This window comes from Oceanobacter sp. 3_MG-2023 (assembly GCF_030688925.1).
Lineage (GTDB): Bacteria > Pseudomonadota > Gammaproteobacteria > Pseudomonadales > Oceanobacteraceae > Oceanobacter.
On record NZ_JAUYVX010000001.1, the window covers coordinates 336390 to 353385 of the forward strand.

At 53.8% G+C, this 16996-nt stretch carries 17 protein-coding genes; all 17 read right to left on the reverse strand.

The features are described 5' to 3' along the window. Window positions 1-138: 138 nt before the first annotated feature. The 17 genes from Q8W32_RS01530 to Q8W32_RS01610 all read right to left on the reverse strand — a co-directional run bounded on the left by Q8W32_RS01530 (window position 139) and on the right by Q8W32_RS01610 (window position 16960). Window positions 139-402 (reverse strand): DUF1778 domain-containing protein, encoded by a 264-nt coding sequence (locus Q8W32_RS01530; RefSeq protein WP_305413370.1) that lies wholly within the window; start codon window positions 400-402, stop codon window positions 139-141. 66 nt (window positions 403-468) lie between these two features. Further along, the gene (cas3, locus tag Q8W32_RS01535; protein WP_303431493.1) at window positions 469-3216 is read right to left on the reverse strand and encodes a CRISPR-associated helicase Cas3'; all 2748 of its coding nucleotides are present in this window, start codon (window positions 3214-3216) and stop codon (window positions 469-471) included. A 72-nt stretch (window positions 3217-3288) separates the two neighbouring features. Continuing rightward, window positions 3289-3672, reverse strand: coding sequence for a VanZ family protein (locus Q8W32_RS01540; RefSeq protein ID WP_305413371.1), 384 nt, complete (start codon window positions 3670-3672; stop codon window positions 3289-3291). A 109-nt stretch (window positions 3673-3781) separates the two neighbouring features. Next, complete coding sequence (locus tag Q8W32_RS01545; protein ID WP_305413372.1) at window positions 3782-6679, reverse strand: insulinase family protein; 2898 nt, start codon at window positions 6677-6679, stop codon at window positions 3782-3784. Between the two features lie 149 nt (window positions 6680-6828). Next, entirely contained in the window at window positions 6829-7173 is a 345-nt protein-coding gene (locus Q8W32_RS01550) for a PilZ domain-containing protein (protein WP_303431488.1), read from the reverse strand. After that, window positions 7173-8192, reverse strand: coding sequence for a DNA polymerase III subunit delta' (gene holB / locus Q8W32_RS01555; RefSeq protein WP_305413374.1), 1020 nt, complete (start codon window positions 8190-8192; stop codon window positions 7173-7175). Before holB ends, Q8W32_RS01550 begins: the two co-directional genes overlap by 1 nt. Then, window positions 8189-8851, reverse strand: a complete 663-nt coding sequence (gene tmk / locus Q8W32_RS01560; protein WP_305413376.1) for a dTMP kinase — start codon at window positions 8849-8851, stop codon at window positions 8189-8191. The genes holB and tmk overlap by 4 nt, the downstream gene beginning before the upstream one ends. Continuing rightward, window positions 8848-9903, reverse strand: a complete 1056-nt coding sequence (gene mltG, locus Q8W32_RS01565; RefSeq protein ID WP_305413378.1) for an endolytic transglycosylase MltG — start codon at window positions 9901-9903, stop codon at window positions 8848-8850. The genes tmk and mltG overlap by 4 nt, the downstream gene beginning before the upstream one ends. Then, window positions 9900-10733, reverse strand: coding sequence for an aminodeoxychorismate lyase (pabC, locus tag Q8W32_RS01570; RefSeq protein WP_305413379.1), 834 nt, complete (start codon window positions 10731-10733; stop codon window positions 9900-9902). Before pabC ends, mltG begins: the two co-directional genes overlap by 4 nt. 5 nt (window positions 10734-10738) lie before the next feature. Continuing rightward, window positions 10739-11980 carry a beta-ketoacyl-ACP synthase II gene (fabF, locus tag Q8W32_RS01575; RefSeq protein ID WP_303431480.1) on the reverse strand — a complete coding sequence of 414 codons (1242 nt, stop codon included), beginning with the start codon at window positions 11978-11980 and terminating at the stop codon, window positions 10739-10741. A gap of 74 nt (window positions 11981-12054) precedes the next feature. Further along, complete coding sequence (acpP, locus tag Q8W32_RS01580; RefSeq protein WP_303431478.1) at window positions 12055-12288, reverse strand: acyl carrier protein; 234 nt, start codon at window positions 12286-12288, stop codon at window positions 12055-12057. 42 nt (window positions 12289-12330) lie between these two features. Then, a complete protein-coding gene (gene fabG, locus Q8W32_RS01585) occupies window positions 12331-13071 on the reverse strand; it encodes a 3-oxoacyl-ACP reductase FabG (RefSeq protein WP_305413380.1) in 741 nt (246 codons plus the stop codon). Between the two features lie 2 nt (window positions 13072-13073). Then, on the reverse strand, window positions 13074-14012 hold the full coding sequence (gene fabD, locus Q8W32_RS01590) for an ACP S-malonyltransferase (protein WP_305413382.1): 939 nt from the start codon (window positions 14010-14012) through the stop codon (window positions 13074-13076). A gap of 195 nt (window positions 14013-14207) precedes the next feature. Continuing rightward, a complete protein-coding gene (gene plsX / locus Q8W32_RS01595; RefSeq protein ID WP_305413384.1) occupies window positions 14208-15218 on the reverse strand; it encodes a phosphate acyltransferase PlsX in 1011 nt (336 codons plus the stop codon). 1 nt (window position 15219) lies between these two features. Beyond that, window positions 15220-15405, reverse strand: a complete 186-nt coding sequence (gene rpmF / locus Q8W32_RS01600; protein WP_303431471.1) for a 50S ribosomal protein L32 — start codon at window positions 15403-15405, stop codon at window positions 15220-15222. A 14-nt stretch (window positions 15406-15419) separates the two neighbouring features. Further along, window positions 15420-15992 (reverse strand): YceD family protein, encoded by a 573-nt coding sequence (locus Q8W32_RS01605; protein WP_303431469.1) that lies wholly within the window; start codon window positions 15990-15992, stop codon window positions 15420-15422. Window positions 15993-16000: 8 nt separating this feature from the next. After that, the gene (locus tag Q8W32_RS01610) at window positions 16001-16960 is read right to left on the reverse strand and encodes a S49 family peptidase (protein ID WP_303431467.1); all 960 of its coding nucleotides are present in this window, start codon (window positions 16958-16960) and stop codon (window positions 16001-16003) included. Between the last annotated feature and the right edge of the window lie 36 nt (window positions 16961-16996).

The window sequence follows — 16996 nt, forward strand, 5'->3', positions numbered from 1 at the left end:
TCGTCTTCCTTTTTAAATATACGACTATCAGTTAGACTCAAACTGTTCTCCAACAATTTGGAGATATACCAACGATGGCTGTAGTTTACTGCTGTAGTTCGCTGTTGTTCCCCGCTTTGCGGGGTTTTACAGATTCCCTCAATCCCAGGGAAATTCTTCCGACAAAAGATTTTTCAGCTTTGTATTCATAGGTACTGGCCGATCAAGCGCTTCTTCAAATGTCTGGAACGCGCTATCGTCCAGCTGAAAGAGTCGCCGGTCGAGCAGTATATTCTCAGCCTCTCGACAGGCAACCTCCAAGATAAAAGATGTTCTATCCTTGTGTACCAAAGCTGCTGCCTTGGTCAATAGTGCCTGTTGACTTGGCTCAACTCTCATATTGATTGGCGCTGTTCTAGCCATAACAATACCTGTCTTTTTGTGTATTCATTTGATACACACTATACCAATCAAAATAACTGAAAGACATTAGCTTTTATTTATTACGCCAGCAATAACACCTGATTCCATACAATACCGCATCACCTCATCTTCTTCCGCCAACCAGAGGTACTGGTATCTGGCATTACGATAACGCTGCAGAAAATCCAGCACGTCTGGGGAGCCACTTTTGCCATCCGAAGGGCCCAGCAAGGCTGTCAGCTGTTTACGTTTGTTCGATGCGAGCTTGACGGTGCTGAGCTCTATCGCGAATTGTGCATCAGTCACCCAGGGGATTAACTGGTCATCAACCCGACGTACCAAAACCAGCGAATCCTGATCAACTTCCTGGTAACGGGTGCTGAGATCAGATTGATCCTCTGGCCAGTCGCCATCAACCCCCCAGCTATAACCCTGTTCAATGGATATACGACGAATCTGGCCAGCACTGGCCTTGCGACGCTGCGCCGTTCGATATTCCAATTCAATCGTTTCAAAAGCTTCTGGCAACGCTGGAGCCAACTCACCATAAACCGATTCGATCAACCGTCTGGCATCGTCCGGCATACGGTATCCGCCCTCCTCTCGCAGCACTTTCATTGCCATCCAGAGCGAAGCCGGACTTTGATACACTGCTTGTGTCGCTCGAAAATCCTGTTGCAGCCAATCAAGGCCTGGCTGCTCTTGCCATTCTGGCGAATAAACCAGTAGTTTGGGAGGTTCGCCCAACCGATACTGCCGAAAATGACGATGCAGTCTCCCTGCCCGCTGAATCAGATCATCGATTGGGCACAAGTCGGTTATCAACAAATCCGCATCAGCATCCAGGCTTTCCTGGAATACCTGGGTACAGACAATGATTTTGCCAGCGCGGTGGACCGGTTGGCTCGCTTTTCCAATCCAATGTAATACCTGCCGTTCGATACGTTGACGATCATGCAGCGTAAAGCGACTGTGAAACAACAGGGTTTCACAAGAGCAGACAGAGTCTGATGGAGAATCAGCCAATCGCTGGTTAATGGTGTCATAGGCTTGCTGGGCATCCCCAACGGAGTTACGAACCCACACAACACAACGCCCCGCTTTAGCCGCAGCCAACAATTGCTGGATCACAAGCTCAACATCATGCAAAAAATCAACGTCGACTCGCCGGGAAACTGCAGCTCTACCGCCCACAGATGCCTCATCCGGAATACTCCCTTTTGCAACACGAGTCGCCAAAGGAAAGGCATCCAGTCTTCTCGACTGTGTCAACCAAGGGCCCCTTAAAGGCTTACCCCATGACGACACCGGTACCTCATTCCAGATTCGGCACAACCGCTCACGAGCATCAAAGCTCAAGGTAGCGGTGAGCAATATAGCACTCCCCCCTTGATGGAGGTGGAGCTTCAAGAGGGTTTCCAGCAATTGCAGCTGATAGGCATCAGCGCTGTGAACTTCATCGAACACCAATACTTTGTGATGCAGCCCCAGCACCCGCAAACTCTGATGCTTCCGTGGCAACACCCCGAGTAAAGCCTGATCGATCGTGCCAACCCCTACCGGGGCCAACAGGGCTTTTTTGCGAGAGTCTGCCAGCCAGTGATTACAATACAAGCTGGCGGTTTCATCATCATGATCATAAGCACTGTCATCGGCTCCCTGAACCCCGACAGCCTCCCGGAAGCGCTCATCCATTGCGCGGGCAGAGTGTGCCAATACCAACGAGGGCTTACGGTCAGAACTCGTGTCAAACATTTTCAAATAATGATCTGCCAGACGATGAAACATGGCATTAGCCGTCGCCATGGTCGGCAAGCCAAAATAAAAACCCTTGGCGTGTTTTGCCGCCATCAATCGATGCACCAGCGTCAATGCAGCTTCAGTTTTACCCGACCCGGTAATGTCCTCCAGAATAAACAGTTGCGGCTGCTCGGATAACTCGACGTGTTCCGCCCAACGCTGTAACGGCGTTGGCTCAAAACCAAACAGGGCTTGAAACCCTGGAAAATCACTGGCCCGAATACCGGCAATCAGATCCGTTGCATTCAACGCTCTACGAGCATTTTGTTGCGCTATTGGCCAATACTCATCAACCAGCATCACATCAGTGCAGTAATGGAAATATTGCTGATCCGAACCAACCCAGTCTGAGATAACTGCCCAACCGGCCAGAACCCAGCTGGCCAGAGTGAATCGATCTTGCCACTCTTTATTTACCAGTTGTTCAATGGGTATATCAACATCGAGCAAATTGAACACATCTGCCACAAAAGCTGACGCATCGGCAATATTTTCCTCGCAATAAAAAGCTTGCATCCCATCGGTACGAGCATTGATCGGCTTGCCATGGTGGCCAAGCATGACATCCATTAATTTACTGAACTGCACGGCACTTTTACGAGCATGAACCGATCGATAATTCCAACTTGGAATATCAACCTGGCCGTGGCGAAACAATTGTTCCACCAGGTAGCTACCCAAACGATCATGACGGTGTGTACTGGCATCATAGACTCTGGCTGGGGATTTAAGCCCGGAAGGGAAAGCCGAAAACACAGGCAATTGCTGAAAAGCCGCCGAAAACTTGCCAAGATCATGTAATGCCAACAGAAAGGTAAGCAGACGTTTTAATGACTCTGGAGGAAGCGTCAGTAAATCCGCCAAATCGTCCAGTAATCCATCCTTCTGAGACAACAACGTATACCCCGTTGCCGCCACGTCAAGCGAGTGATAAGCCAATAAATGGTAGCGGGGCGTACTGCCTTCCCCAGCACTGGCCTTGCCCAGATAGCGATAATAGTTATGCTCGACCATACGAATTCCTCCCTGAATACACCATATCGTTGCCAGATAATGTCCTGCCGCAGCAGATACGCAAGAACGACGTTATTCACCACGAATAACAGTAGCTCCTCCCCGCCCCAGCAGCCGGTCAATCCATTTCCTCAAAGGCCAATACACGACAATCGCTGCCAGCACGCCCAGGCTGTTGGCCAGCATGTCGTCCCAGCCCATGACTCGACTGGGAAGCTGTCCCTGAATCAGTTCCATCGCGCCTCCCAGTGCCAGGCAGAACAGCATAAACAATCCCTGATTGCGCAATAACTGGAAGCTGGCCAGCCCCAGTCCAGCCAATGCCATATACGCAAGGAAGTGAGCAGTTTTGTCGGATCCTGCGATGGCACTGCCGGTTTGTTTGAGCGAAGCCCAAACCACCACAACCAGTACGGCGACAAGCAAAATACGGGCGAGATAAAGCAAGATGGTCATCAGGTTGCTCTAAAAGTGGGTAAAAAAAAGCAACCAGCAGGTGGCAAACACCTACTGGTTGTGTAGTTCAAGCGTTAGTAGTGAAAAGTCTGACTTAAAAACCGATGGTCTAAAAGTCTTGTGCGGTCAGGCCCAGTGCCGCGGCAATATCCTGTGTGCCTCGTGGCGCAATCACTGCCTTGCTGCCCTCCTGCCCTTGCAGGTAGGTAGCGGCGACCCGCTGAACGTCGCTCCAGCGAATAGACAGAAGACGCTCGCGGTATTGTTGACGCAGAGCCCGGGTGCGACCACCCCGATCCATATGGAATGCCTGTTTGGCTTCTCCGGCCGGAGAGCCGGGGCGATCCATACCGCCAATCAGTCCCAGCACTGCTTGCTCAACCAGGTCATCGCCGCTGGTACGTTCCAGCACCCAGTCGATAGAAGCCGCGAAATCATCAAACGTTCCTTCTACCCGAGGATCGCGATAGGAGTAGAACTTGAAGCAGCTGCTGCTGTTGTCTTGTGTGGCACCGGCACCATAGGCACCGCCTTTTTCCCTGATGGCAGTGTGCAGGTAGGCGTTGCGCATGACACCTGCCAATACCGACAGGGCGGCGGCGTCCTCGTTCACCATAGAGACGGTGGGCAACGCCCAGGCGCAGAAATTGACCTGGGAATCGACCATCCAGTAATTGGCGCTCGCAACGGGTGCCCAGGGCAAGTCGATGGGTGTACTGGCCGATGCCTGGGGCCACTGTTGCTGCAGTGCATCGAGGTGTATTTCCCGATATGGTGCGTCGTGAATCAGCAAGGCTTCATCCGGGCTGCTGGCAATACAGGCGTACAGGCTGTTCAGTGCTGCCGACAGCGAGGCGCCACCGTCTTGTTGTGCCTGTTTCAGTCGTTGTTTCAATTCAACCAGCTGGGGCATACCGGTCATGATATTGGTGATATTGGCGACCGGGTTCAAGGTCGACGCCGCGACTGACATCGCCAGGCTGTGGCCACTGCCGGTCACACCTTGCTCGCGACGGGCTTTCATTTGCGTCATCAGATCCAGTAACCGGGCATTGTCGTCGAAAGTCGGAGTCTGCCAGGTCTCTTTCATCAGCGCGCTGAAGTCCTCTGCTTTACTGCCCAAGGCCTTACCGCTCATTACCAGGTGACCGTGCAGGTGCTGATTGCTGTCGACATCACCACGGATAGAGGCGTAGCTCGACAGGCTCCCCACCAGTGCGGTCTGCTTGATTTGTTGGGTGAGGTAATCGTTACCGCCAGCGCCCACTTCACTCCAGGCATTGGTAAACATAGGTAACCAGCTGAGCTGTTCTGCATTGAATGCTGGCAGGCCGACAATCAGTTGCTGGTAAAGAATACCGTTGGTGCCGGTAACATATTCAGTGGTTGTCAGTGTGTCGGTGTAATGATTATCGGGGGCAACGTAGTGGATATCCGGTTTGACGTCCTCGAGAGTCACCTGGGGCAGCAAGCCGGGATCGTCTTCTGCCGCCTGGCGTTGTTGCAGCGCCTCCGCCTGGTCGCGAATGGCTTGCAGCTGTTGTTCCGTCAGGTTGGCGCGAATGGTATCCAGTCGCTGTTGTTCCAGTCGTTTGGCTTCCGCATTCAGCCCGGCGTCCGGCAACAGGCTGTAACGTACCCGATGGCGGTTGTTGAGCAGCAACCGGGTCACGGTTGCCTGCACCCAGCCTGGCTGGCTGGCGTTGGCGCGCAAGCGGGCCAGCGCCGGATCCAGATTGAGCATTGCCACCGGGTCACCATGATGGATCGCAGCGGGCAAGGCGTTAAACACCAGTTGCAGACCGTATGGGTAATGATCGCCACCGATTTCCCGCTGATGCAATTCCAGCTGGTGCAAGGCGGATTCAACAATGTCAGCGTCCACGCCATCGGTGGCGATCTGTTGCAGGGTGTCGAGAATCAGGGTTTCAATGGCTTGGCCGTGTTCCGGCTCACTGCCTTCGACGCCACACATAAAGCTCATTTCGTGGTTGGATTCTTCCAGCCCACACAGCGGCGATGGTGAGCCACCCAGTTCGGTTTGTTCCAGCGCCCGGCGTAATGGCGAAGCGCTGTTATCGAGCAGAATCTGGCTGAGCAGGTTGGCTTCCAGCTGGGCGTCGAGATCAACCGAAGAGCCCAGCAGCCAACCGGTGACATGGTGGGTTTTACCGCTGAGGTCGTCGCTGTCGACGCCGTAGTATTCCTGTACGGCAACTGGCGCGGCATAACGTTGTTCTGCGGGTACGCTCCAGCGCTGGGTCTGCCGCTCAAAGCGGGACAAGACTTCGCTTTCAAGCCGTGCTTGCAGTGCGTCAACGTCGAGATTGCCAAACGTCATAAACACCGCGTTGCTGGGGTGGTAATGGCTTTTGTAAAAGCTCATCAACTGCTCGTAGCTGAGCTGGGTAATTTCAGCCGGATCACCGCCGCTGTTGAAGTGGTAGGTGGTGGTTGGAAACAGGTAGGCACTGATACCTTGCCACAGTTGTGACACCGGTGAAGACATGGCCCCTTTCATTTCATTGAACACCACGCCCTTGAAGACCAGCTTGGAGTTCGGGTCTTGCGGGTCTTCCAGTTCCAGACGATGGCCTTCCTGGGCAAAATCGAGCGGATGCAGTCGCGAGAAAAACACCGCGTCAAGATACACATCAAGCAGGTTATTGAAGTCTTTGTCGTTCTGGGAAGCAAACGGATAGGCGGTCCAGTCGCTGCTGGTCATGGCGTTCATAAAGGTGTTGAGCGAGCGCCGGGTCATCATAAAGAAAGGATCACGCACCGGGAATTTTTCTGAGCCGCACAGCACCGTATGCTCAAGAATATGGGCGACCCCGGTGGAGTCTTTCGGCATGGTACGGACTGCGACCATAAAGGCCTTTTCGTCGTGATCAGACTCAAGGTGGTAGTGGACCGCCCCGGTGCCGGTGTGTTCATAGTGGTGAACCACCAGGTTGAGCGACTCAACCGGTGTGGCACTCAGGTGACGAAAATCAGAATCAGACATATACAAACCTTGTAGTGTTCAGACGACGTTCGTACTCCGTATACATCACTTTCCGGTCGCGTGCGATCGGAAGAGTGCTTGACGTGACAGAACGGGTGTCGCGCCACAGACAGGGCCGGTCAGGCCGGGCGTGTCCAGGCACATGGGTATCACATGGTGTGGGTAAGGCGTTCAGATTTCATCGCCCCGACGAGATGGGTTTCGATCCGGTCCCGTGCCATGGTGTTATCGCCAGAGAACTGGACGCCAATACCGGCCGTTTTATTTCCCTGTGCTCCCTGCGGTGTAATCCAGACAACCTTGCCTGCCACCGGCAGTTTTTCCGGGTCATCCATCAGCTTTAATAACAAAAAGACTTCATCACCCAACTTGTAGCTGCGGTTAGTTGGAATAAACAAGCCGCCTTCTTTGAGAAACGGCATATACGCACCGTACAGAACAGCCTTATCTTTGATGGTCAGCGTCAGAATACCGCTACGCCCCATATTGGCCATCAGTCTCTCCCTGGGTTGGTTACGAGTGTTTGCCACTCGATCATCAATGATTCCAGCAACAGCTGGCGATTAAAATAGCTGGCACCGGACTGTATTTGCCCTAATGTGCTGTTGATCCGGTCATGCAAGGCTATCAGTTTTGCGGGCTGCAGAGTAGATGCGTCAAAGCAGCCCAAGATGGCAGGCTCCAGCAACTGGCTGTGGTCGGCCCCCATATGTGCCCGCATCAAATCAGCACTCAGCTGCCCCAGCCAGGACAGAATCCCGGTCAGCTCGTCTTTTTTCCAGATGGCAACCATGGCATCGAGTGGCAAGCTGCCGTTGGACCATTGCTGCAGTTGTTGCAACCAGTGGTTATGTTGTTCATGGCGTTGTTGTTGTACCCATGCCAGAGCCGCGATCGGTGCCATCTGGTTCATGCGTAGCGCCTGTTCAGCCACCAAGGGGTCACAGCCGTTGGCCTGCATCCAGTCAAGGGACTGCTGCGGCGATGGTGTCGCCAGTGTCAAACGCTGGCAGCGGCTGCGAATGGTCGGCATGACCGAGCCAAGACGCTCGGTTTCGAGTAACAGGAAGCTTTCGCCCGGTGGTTCTTCCAGGGTTTTAAGCAAGGCGTTGGCGGCGTTGCCATTCAAGACTTCCACCGGATGCAGGCTGACCACCTGACACCGGCTGATTTGCGGTGTTTGCATCAGAAATTCGTTGAGTTTGCGCACGCCGTCGATACGAATTTGCCGACTGTCGTCTTCTGGCTGGCATTCCATAAAATCCGGATGATTGCCTGCTTGCCACAAACGACAGCTGTGACATTCGCCACAAGCAACATTGGCATGCTGTTCAATCCGACGGGTACAGAGTAGCCAGCGCGCCGTTTCCAGCGCCAGGGCGTGTTTGCCAATTCCTTCAACACCGGTAAGCATCAGTGCATGGGGCAACCCCTGCTGCTGATGCCGTTTGATCAGGCTATCCCAAAGGTCGGACTGCCAAGGATAAACATGCGACCAGTGAGAATCGCTCATAGCCCACTCAACAGGCTGAGCCGAATCGCCAACTCGGATTGAATATCATCCAGTGACTGAGTGGCATCCAGAGTAACAAAACGGGCCTGGGTCGCCGCCAGGGCTTGAAAGCCGTCTCTTACCCGTTCAAAAAAAGCCATTTGTTCTGTTTCAAAGCGATCGATGTCTTCACCGCTGATGGCTGTACGACCACGTGCCCGTGCCATTCCAACGTCAACAGGAGCATCAAGCAGCAAGGTACAGTCTGGTTCCAGTGTGCCCTGAGCCAGGTTTTTGAGCGTTTCAATACTACCCAGGTCCAGACCTCGACCAAACCCCTGATAGGCAATGGTGGAATCCGTAAAACGGTCACACAATACCCAGGTGCCCTGTGACAACGCCGGTAAAATAACCGCTTCGAGATGTTGTACCCGGGCAGCAAACACCAGCAGCAACTCAGCCATTGGCACCATGGACTCGGCATGATGGGCTTTAAGCAACTTGTTGCGAATCAGCTCGGCAATCGGTGTCCCCCCAGGCTCTCTGGTCACCATTACCTCCAGCCCGCGCTCCATCAGCCAGTCGGCACACCACTGGACATTGGTCGTCTTACCAACACCCTCCCCTCCTTCAAAGGTAATGAATTTGCCGCGTGGCGGCGGGGTGTTGGCTGAAGTCATGGTTGTGTTCCTGCGTCAGGCGATGCGGGTGAAGAAGGTGCCGCCGGTTCCGGCGTTGAACGGTAATCCGCCTTGCGGTTACGTATCTGGTATTGGTACACAGCCTTGTTGTGCTGCGCAAACGTCGCGGAGAACACGTGTGAGCCGTCCCCGCGCGCCACAAAGAACAAGGCATCACCCTCATCCGGGTGCAGTGCGGCATCCAGTGCCTGCCGACCGGCCAGTGAGATCGGGCTGGGCGGCAAGCCATGGTTGCGATAGGTGTTGTAGACGTTGCTGCGATCCAGCAGATGGCGTTTGCGCAGATTGCCGGAGAAGTCCGTTCCAAGGCCGTAGATCACCGTGGGGTCGGTTTCCAGTCGCATGCCTTTACGCAAGCGCCGCACAAAGACACCGGCTATTTGAGGACGCTCGGAGGCCACGGCGGTTTCTTTTTCAACAATCGAGGCCATCACCAGTGCCTGATAGGGCGTACTGTACGGCAGATCCTTGTCTCGCTGGCTCCATGCCTCCTGTAACTGGTTTTGCATACGCTGGTAGGCTTGGGTAATGACCGAAGAGGCTAATGCGCCACTGGGATAAACATAGGTGTCCGGATACAACCAGCCTTCGGGGTTGCCATCAATACCAAGATATTGCCCAACCTGTTCTGGCGTCAGTGGCTGGATATCCTGCTTGAGCTTGTTGGCGCTGGCGATATTGGCCAATGCATCCACCAGACGGGTGCCTTCAATCAGCCGTACCCGATAGGTGACCGCTTCGGCGGTTTCAAGCCAGGCGAGCAACTCCGGGCCAGTCAGCTGTGGCGGAACATCGTACTCCCCGGCGCGCAAGTGTTGTTTATTTAATACTCGGGCCTGGATACGTAACAGCAAGGCCGAAGGCAGCCACCCATCGGCTTCCCATTGTCGGGCTTTGCCAGTCAGGGTATCCCCCGCCTTGATCTCGATACGGACAAGGTCATCATTGCTGGCAGGTAACGTCCAGACCGCCAGGCTCAAAGCCAGCAGCAGTACTGGCAAGGTAGCGATCAACGCCAATATTTTTTTCAAAAAAGACTCTCCAGTCTGGTCTGCAACGCCCGCATGACATCCAATGCTTCAGAGGTTGGGGCATAGCTTGTCGTGTCCATTCGGGCCACCGGCACAACCCCCATCAGGCTGTTGCTCATAAACAGCGCATCGGCCTGTTTGATGTCATCCAGCGACAAGCCAGTGACGGTGACATCCAGCTGTTGCAGCAACCACTGCCGCACCACGCCATTGACACCGGATGTCGCCAGTGACGGCGTCAACCATTGCCCACCACGACGGATTATCAGATTGGAATAACATCCTTCTATCACCTGTTCCTGATCGTCCAGCATCAGGCTTTCATCCCAGCCTGGCTGGAATTCTGCCCGGGCCAACACCTGCTCAAGCCGATTCAGGTGTTTTAATCCGGCCAGCCGGGGCTGCCGCCCAAGCCGTACCGGGTTCACTCCAATGGTCAACCCAGGGCACTCAGCCGACAACCCGCTCCAGCGCCACTGGGGGGCATCAAACAGGTGCAGCTGCAGATTGATCGCTGTCGGTTCGGGGATGGCATAACCTCGCGGCCCAGTGCCACGACTCAGCAGCAGTTTGACCGCCGAGTAACGATCCAGCCGTTGAGGCTCGGGCAGCGTCGCCAGTGCTTGCAAGACGTCGTCCATGGTGGCTGACGGGAAGCGCAGCGCCGTTATCCCGGCCTGTAGCCGGGCCTGATGCAATGGCCATAAAGGAATACGGCCAGCGGACAGGCGCATGGTTTCGAACAAACCGTCGCCATAGTGCAGGCCTCGGTCAGTGGCAGGCCAATCGTCCTGCCACTGACCCGCCAATCGACAAAGTACCCTGGTCACTGGTCTTAGCCGTTAAAACGCGAGAATAGCAAGCTGCCGTTAGTGCCGCCAAAACCAAAGGAGTTGGACAGTGCAATCGACACATCAGCCTTGCGGGCGGTATGCGGCACATAATCCAGATCGCAACCGTCATCCGGATTGTCAAGATTGATTGTCGGCGGGATGATGCCATCCTGAATCGTCAAAATGGTGAACATGGCTTCAATCGCCCCTGCCGCACCCAACAAGTGGCCAGTCATGGATTTGGTCGATGACACCGCCAGTTTGTAGGCATGATCCCCAAACAGCGTCTTGATGGCGTTGGTTTCGGCAATATCACCCACTTGCGTCGATGTGCCGTGCGCGTTGATATAGTCCACCTGATCTGGTGTCACACCGCCATCTCGCAGCGCATTGGTCATCGCGGTGCACGCACCTGAACCGTCTACCGGTGGACTGGTCACATGGTAGGCGTCATCGCTCATGCCCAATCCGATCAGTTCGGCATAAATATGAGCACCACGTGCCTGGGCATGTTCCAGTGATTCCAGCACCAGAATCGCTGCGCCATCACTCAGTACAAAACCGTCACGGTCTTTATCCCATGGGCGACTGGCTTTTTCCGGCTCGTCGTTATGGGTGCTCATGGCTCTTGCCGCCGCAAAACCAGCCATACCCAGCGGAGAAGACGCACCTTCTGTGCCTCCTGCCAGCATCAGGTCGGCATCGCCGTACGCAATCGTCCGGGCGGCGTAACCGATATTGTGGGTACCTGTGGTACAGGCGGTCGTAATAGCAAAATTAGGGCCCTGCAGGCCATGACGAATGGCAATATTGCCCGACGCCATATTAATCACCGCAGCGGGCACCAGGAAAGGTGACACCCGGCGAGGACCGCTTTTGGTCAGTTGCTGGTAATTCTGCTCAATGGTGTTCAGTCCACCAATTCCTGAACCAACGGCAACACCGAAGCGTGTGCGATCGAGATCTTCAGGAAATCCGGCATCCTGCATCGCTTGTTCGGCTGCCACCATTGCGTATTGCAAGAACGGGTCGAGTTTGCGTGCTTCCTTGGCCGACATAACACTGGTTACATCGAAGTCTTTTACTGACCCGACAATTCGGGTTGAATAGCTGCTGGCATCAAAATGCGTTACCGGTCCGATGCCGGATTTGCCCTGACACACTGCTTGCCAGGTTGTCGCCACGTCCAGACCCATTGGGTTAACAGTTCCCAGGCCCGTTACCACTACGCGTCGTTTCGTCATCACTGTTTTCGTTTCCCCGTCTCAGACACAAAAAAAGCCGCGTCCGAAGAGGCGGCTTTCAGACGTCGCGATTATTACAGATTCGCAACGATGTAGTCGATTGCTTCCTGAACGGTAGTCAGCTTCTCGGCATCTTCGTCTGGAATCTCAGTCTCAAATTCTTCTTCCAGAGCCATTACCAGCTCTACAGTGTCCAGAGAATCTGCACCCAAGTCATTAACGAAAGAAGAAGCTGCTTTCACTTCGTCTTCTTTAACGCCCAGCTGTTCGCAGACGATTTTTTTTACGCGTTCTTCGATATTGCTCATGTTTTTTCCTACCGTTTCAGTGTTTCGAAGGTCAGTGCGACCCTAACCCATATTCATACCGCCATTCACATGAATGGTCTGGCCTGTAATGTATTTCGCTTCGTCACTGGCCAAAAAGGCAACAGCACTGGCAATCTCGTCTGGCCGCCCCAAGCGCTTGCTTGGAATGGACGACAGGATGGCTTCTTTTTGGGCTTCAGGCAAGACGTCCGTCATGTCTGTTTTGATAAAACCCGGTGCAACACAATTAACCGTGATGTTGCGACTGGCCACTTCCTGTGCCAGAGAACGGGAAAAGCCTTCCAGACCGGCCTTGGCCGCTGCATAGTTAGCCTGACCCGCATTACCGGTAGTGCCGATAATGGAGCTGATATTAATAATGGCACCGGCTCTCGCCTTGATCATCGGTTTGACCAGTGCCTTACAGACACGGAACACGCCGGTCAGGTTGGTATTGATCACCGCATGCCACTCATCGTCGCTCATACGCAGAAACAGGTTGTCGCGAGTAATACCGGCGTTATTCACCAGTACTGCGGGCGTACCATGCTCAGCAACCAGCGCCTTGAGGGCCTCACTGGTCTGTTCTGCATCTGAAATATTCAGCACCACGGCATCGTTGTCGGCATCAATTACTTGTAATGCCTCACGAATAGCCGCTGCACCCGACTCACTGGTCGCCGTGCCGATGACCTTGTATCCTTTGCCTGCCAGGCGCTCGGCCACCGCTCGCCCAATACCCCGGGATGCGCCAGTAACCAGTGCCAGTGCCTTGTCTGTCATGCTTATTGTCCTTGAATCATGGCCATGACTGCCTGGGCGCTGGCAAGATCACCAGTACCACAGGTTGTCAGGGTTTTATCGATACGCTTGTTGAGCCCTGCCAATACCTTGCCAGGACCAAATTCAATCGCCACATCCGCTTTGCTGCGTACTGCAGCAATCGCACCCGTCCAGTCAACCGGGCTGTACAACTGATCCAGCAATTTTTCTTGCATTTCCGCCAAGGGTGCCGGTTCATTGTCAACGTTGTGATACACCGGAAATTCCGTCGCCCGCCAGTTGACGTCGGCCAGAGCACCTTTGAAATTCTGTGCCGCTGCCCGCATCAGACTGGAGTGAAACGGGCCACTCACCGCCAATGGCAAAGCCCGTTTGGCACCGGCTGCCTTGGCCAGCTCGATGGCTTTTTCAATACCAGCCATATCACCGGCAATAACAATCTGGCCAGGTGCATTAAAATTGGCCGGTTCGACCACTCCAGCTGGTTTGGCATCGTCACAAACCTGACGCAGAGTGGCTTCATCCAGCCCCAGAATCGCGGCCATGCCGCCCTGACCGGCAGGAACGGCTTGCTCCATCAGCTGGCCTCGCTGCCGTACCAGACGGACAGCATCAACAAAATCAATCGCATCAGCGGCGACCAGCGCCGAATATTCACCCAACGAATGACCGGCCGCGGCAACAATTTGCAACGCAGGGCAATGAGTCTGAATCAAGCGCAACAGGGCAACACTGGACGTCAGCAAGGCTGGCTGGGCATTATAGGTCTGGTTGAGTGTTTCCGCCGGGCCATCCTGGGTCAACGCCCAAAGATCGAACCCAAGCGCTTCCGAGGCTTCTGCAAAGGTATCACCGATCAGGCTGTATTCTGCGGCCAAATCCGCCAGCATACCCACTTGCTGAGCACCCTGACCGGGGAAAATTGCGATTACTTCTGTCATATTATCAATCACCAAATCGGTTAGCTGCCGTTGTTGTAGCGGGCATGTATTGATACCAGTTGGAAACCGGTTCCAGAGGCCAAAGCACACTGATTCAAAACAAATACGGTGTCCAATAACCCGGAAGCGGCGCCATAGTAGGATTCTCGCTCGCTCCAGTAAACACCCAATTGGCACAATTTTAATGAATTTGTTTCAGGCAATCGCCTCTTGCATGGGCAAAATCTGCCTGATTAGTGCCTCACGGTCATGATTTATGGCCTGCTCGACCAAATACCCCATGGCAAATTCATAAGTAGATATATCAGATTTACCGTGGGTTTTCACCACCACACCATCAATTCCCAACAACATGGCACCGCCATGTCGGGTGGGTGCAATACGTTTGTGAATACGCTTGAACGCCTGCCGCAACAAGGGCGACACCAGCCGCAACACCCAATGCTGCTTGAGTTCGTCTTTTACCATCTGGGTGAGCCAGTCGGTCAACCCTTCACTGGTTTTCAGCGCGATATTACCGGTAAAACCATCACAGACCATGACATCCAGATCACCACGATACAGATCATCGCCTTCATAAAAACCGGCGTAGTTCTCAGGCAACAAACAGCTGAGTATCGAATCGGCAGTACGGATATCCGCCGTGCCTTTGCCAGACTCATGACCAACATTCAGCAAGCCCACATCCGGCCGCTCTATTTTCATGGAACGGCACCAGGCCACCCCCAGCACAGCAAACTGCACCAGCTGCGACGAGGTAGCTCCCAGAGAAGCCCCCAGATCCAACAGCAACAAAGGTTTGCCACGGGTCGGGATTTGCGTTGCCAGAGCAGGACGATCGATACCAGGAAGTACACCCAACAAGCGGCGAGAAAGAATCATCAGTGCACCCGTGCTGCCAACTGACAACACACCTTGCACTTCACCATCGCGATACGCACACAGAGCCATCACCATGGATGAAGACTGGCGCTTTTTAAGTACTACAGAAGGGTTTTCATCAGCCGCGATACTGGTACCGCAACCTACAATCCTGATACGGTCAGAAAACTCTGCCGTGCTCCGGGTGGCTTCACCAACCCAGCCTTGCTCAACAAACAGCATCACCCTGACTTGCCGATGCTTGCCAAGCAGGTTTTTGCAGCCATAAAACGCAGCGCGGGGACCTAAGTCCCCGCCCATGGCATCTACCGCGATGGTTAACATCTTAGTTGGTGCCAGTCTCCACAACTTTTTTACCACGATAGAAACCATCATCGCTCACATGGTGACGACGGTGAATTTCACCCGTGGTTGGATCTGTGGTCAGGGCTACTGAAGCAGTATCCAGTGCATCGTGTGAACGACGCATGCCACGCTTGGATCGAGTTACTTTGTTTTTCTGAACAGCCATGATTGGCTCCTACACTATTTCTGTTTGAGCTGTGCCAAAACGTCAAACGGGTTGGGCCGCTTTTCGTTACTGATTATGTCTTCAGGCTCGGGCTGCTGAATCTGACATTCGGACTCGGGATGGGTTGGAAAAGCAGGCAGTGCCAACAGCACTTCGTCTTCCAACACCGACCACAGGTCGATCACGCCATTTTCGTCCATTTCCACAGGTTCAAGACGTTTAGGCAAATTTCTCGCCTGCTCGTCATTAAAAACCAAACCCAGTGAAAACTGACTACCAACCGCTATCTCCACTCTCCCCAGACAACGCTGGCAAGTCATGGCGACACGAGTAGAACAACTACCCACAATCATACGAAAACGTTCAGCATCTTTTTCGAAAGAAATAACGCAGTCGATCGGTGCCAGACACTGATCGACGGCTTCGTTCAGACGAGGAAGATCGGAACTGTTGATTGCCGCCTTAAACTGTTGATTATGTTCAACAAGTTTAGGTGCATCAACCCGGTGGGGTATTTGTGCCTCTGCCATAGTGCGCGAGATAATAGGTATCTCGCCTCCTGTTGTCAAAATTATTTGATTAACCAACGCCAGTATCAGCGCAGCGTAATACCCTGATCGACAAAAACACTGGAAAGCCCACGACCCATACTGGCTCCCAGGCGTCCAACCAGCTCTTCAAAACGGTTGGGCCGCAAGGTGAAGTTGACCAGGGTTTCGGTATCCAACTGTTCTCGTGCCAGCTGGCTGGTAGATGACAGGCCGTCAATCAGCCCCATCTCCAGTGCTTGTTCGCCAGACCAGATCAAACCACTGAACATATCCGGGGTTTCTTTCAGACGATCGCCACGGCCGTTGCGCACCTGCTCAACAAACTGTTTATGGGTAACTGCCAAAACGCCTTCCCAGAATTCACGCTCATCAGCACGCTCCGGCAAGAATGGATCCAAAAACCCCTTGTGCTCCCCGGCGGTGTAGCTTCTGCGCTCAACCCCCAGTTTGTCCATTACATCCACAAAACCAAAGCCGGAACCCACCACACCAATAGAGCCAACCAGGCTGGCCTTGTCGGCATAAATTTCATCGGCGGCAGCGGCAATGTAATAAGCCCCGGAAGCACCCAGGTCTACGATCACGGCATACACTGGAAAATCCGGGCGGGTTTCTTTCAGGCGCTTGATCTCGTCATACACATAACCGGCCTGTACCGGGCTTCCCCCGGGTGAGTTGATGCGCAGAATCAATCCAAGGGCATCCTGATCTTCAAATGCTTTGCGAATCCCACTGATCAGCGCATCGGCACTGGCTTCCTTGTCTGCCGCAATAGCACCTGTGACTTCAACTACCGCCGCAAATGGCTCGCCGCCAGCACTACCCCCTGCTGCTGCATCTTCCAGTGGTGTACGGAACATCCACAGCACAACAAACAGATAGCTGAACATCAGTACCCGAAAAAATATTCCCCAACGGCGTGACCGTCGCTGTTCCTTTTGCAAGTCCATCACCAACTTGCTGATCAACTTCCACTCTTTACTGCTGTCTTCAGGACGATTCATGCATGACTTCCAATTTATTCAGTGACAACATACAGA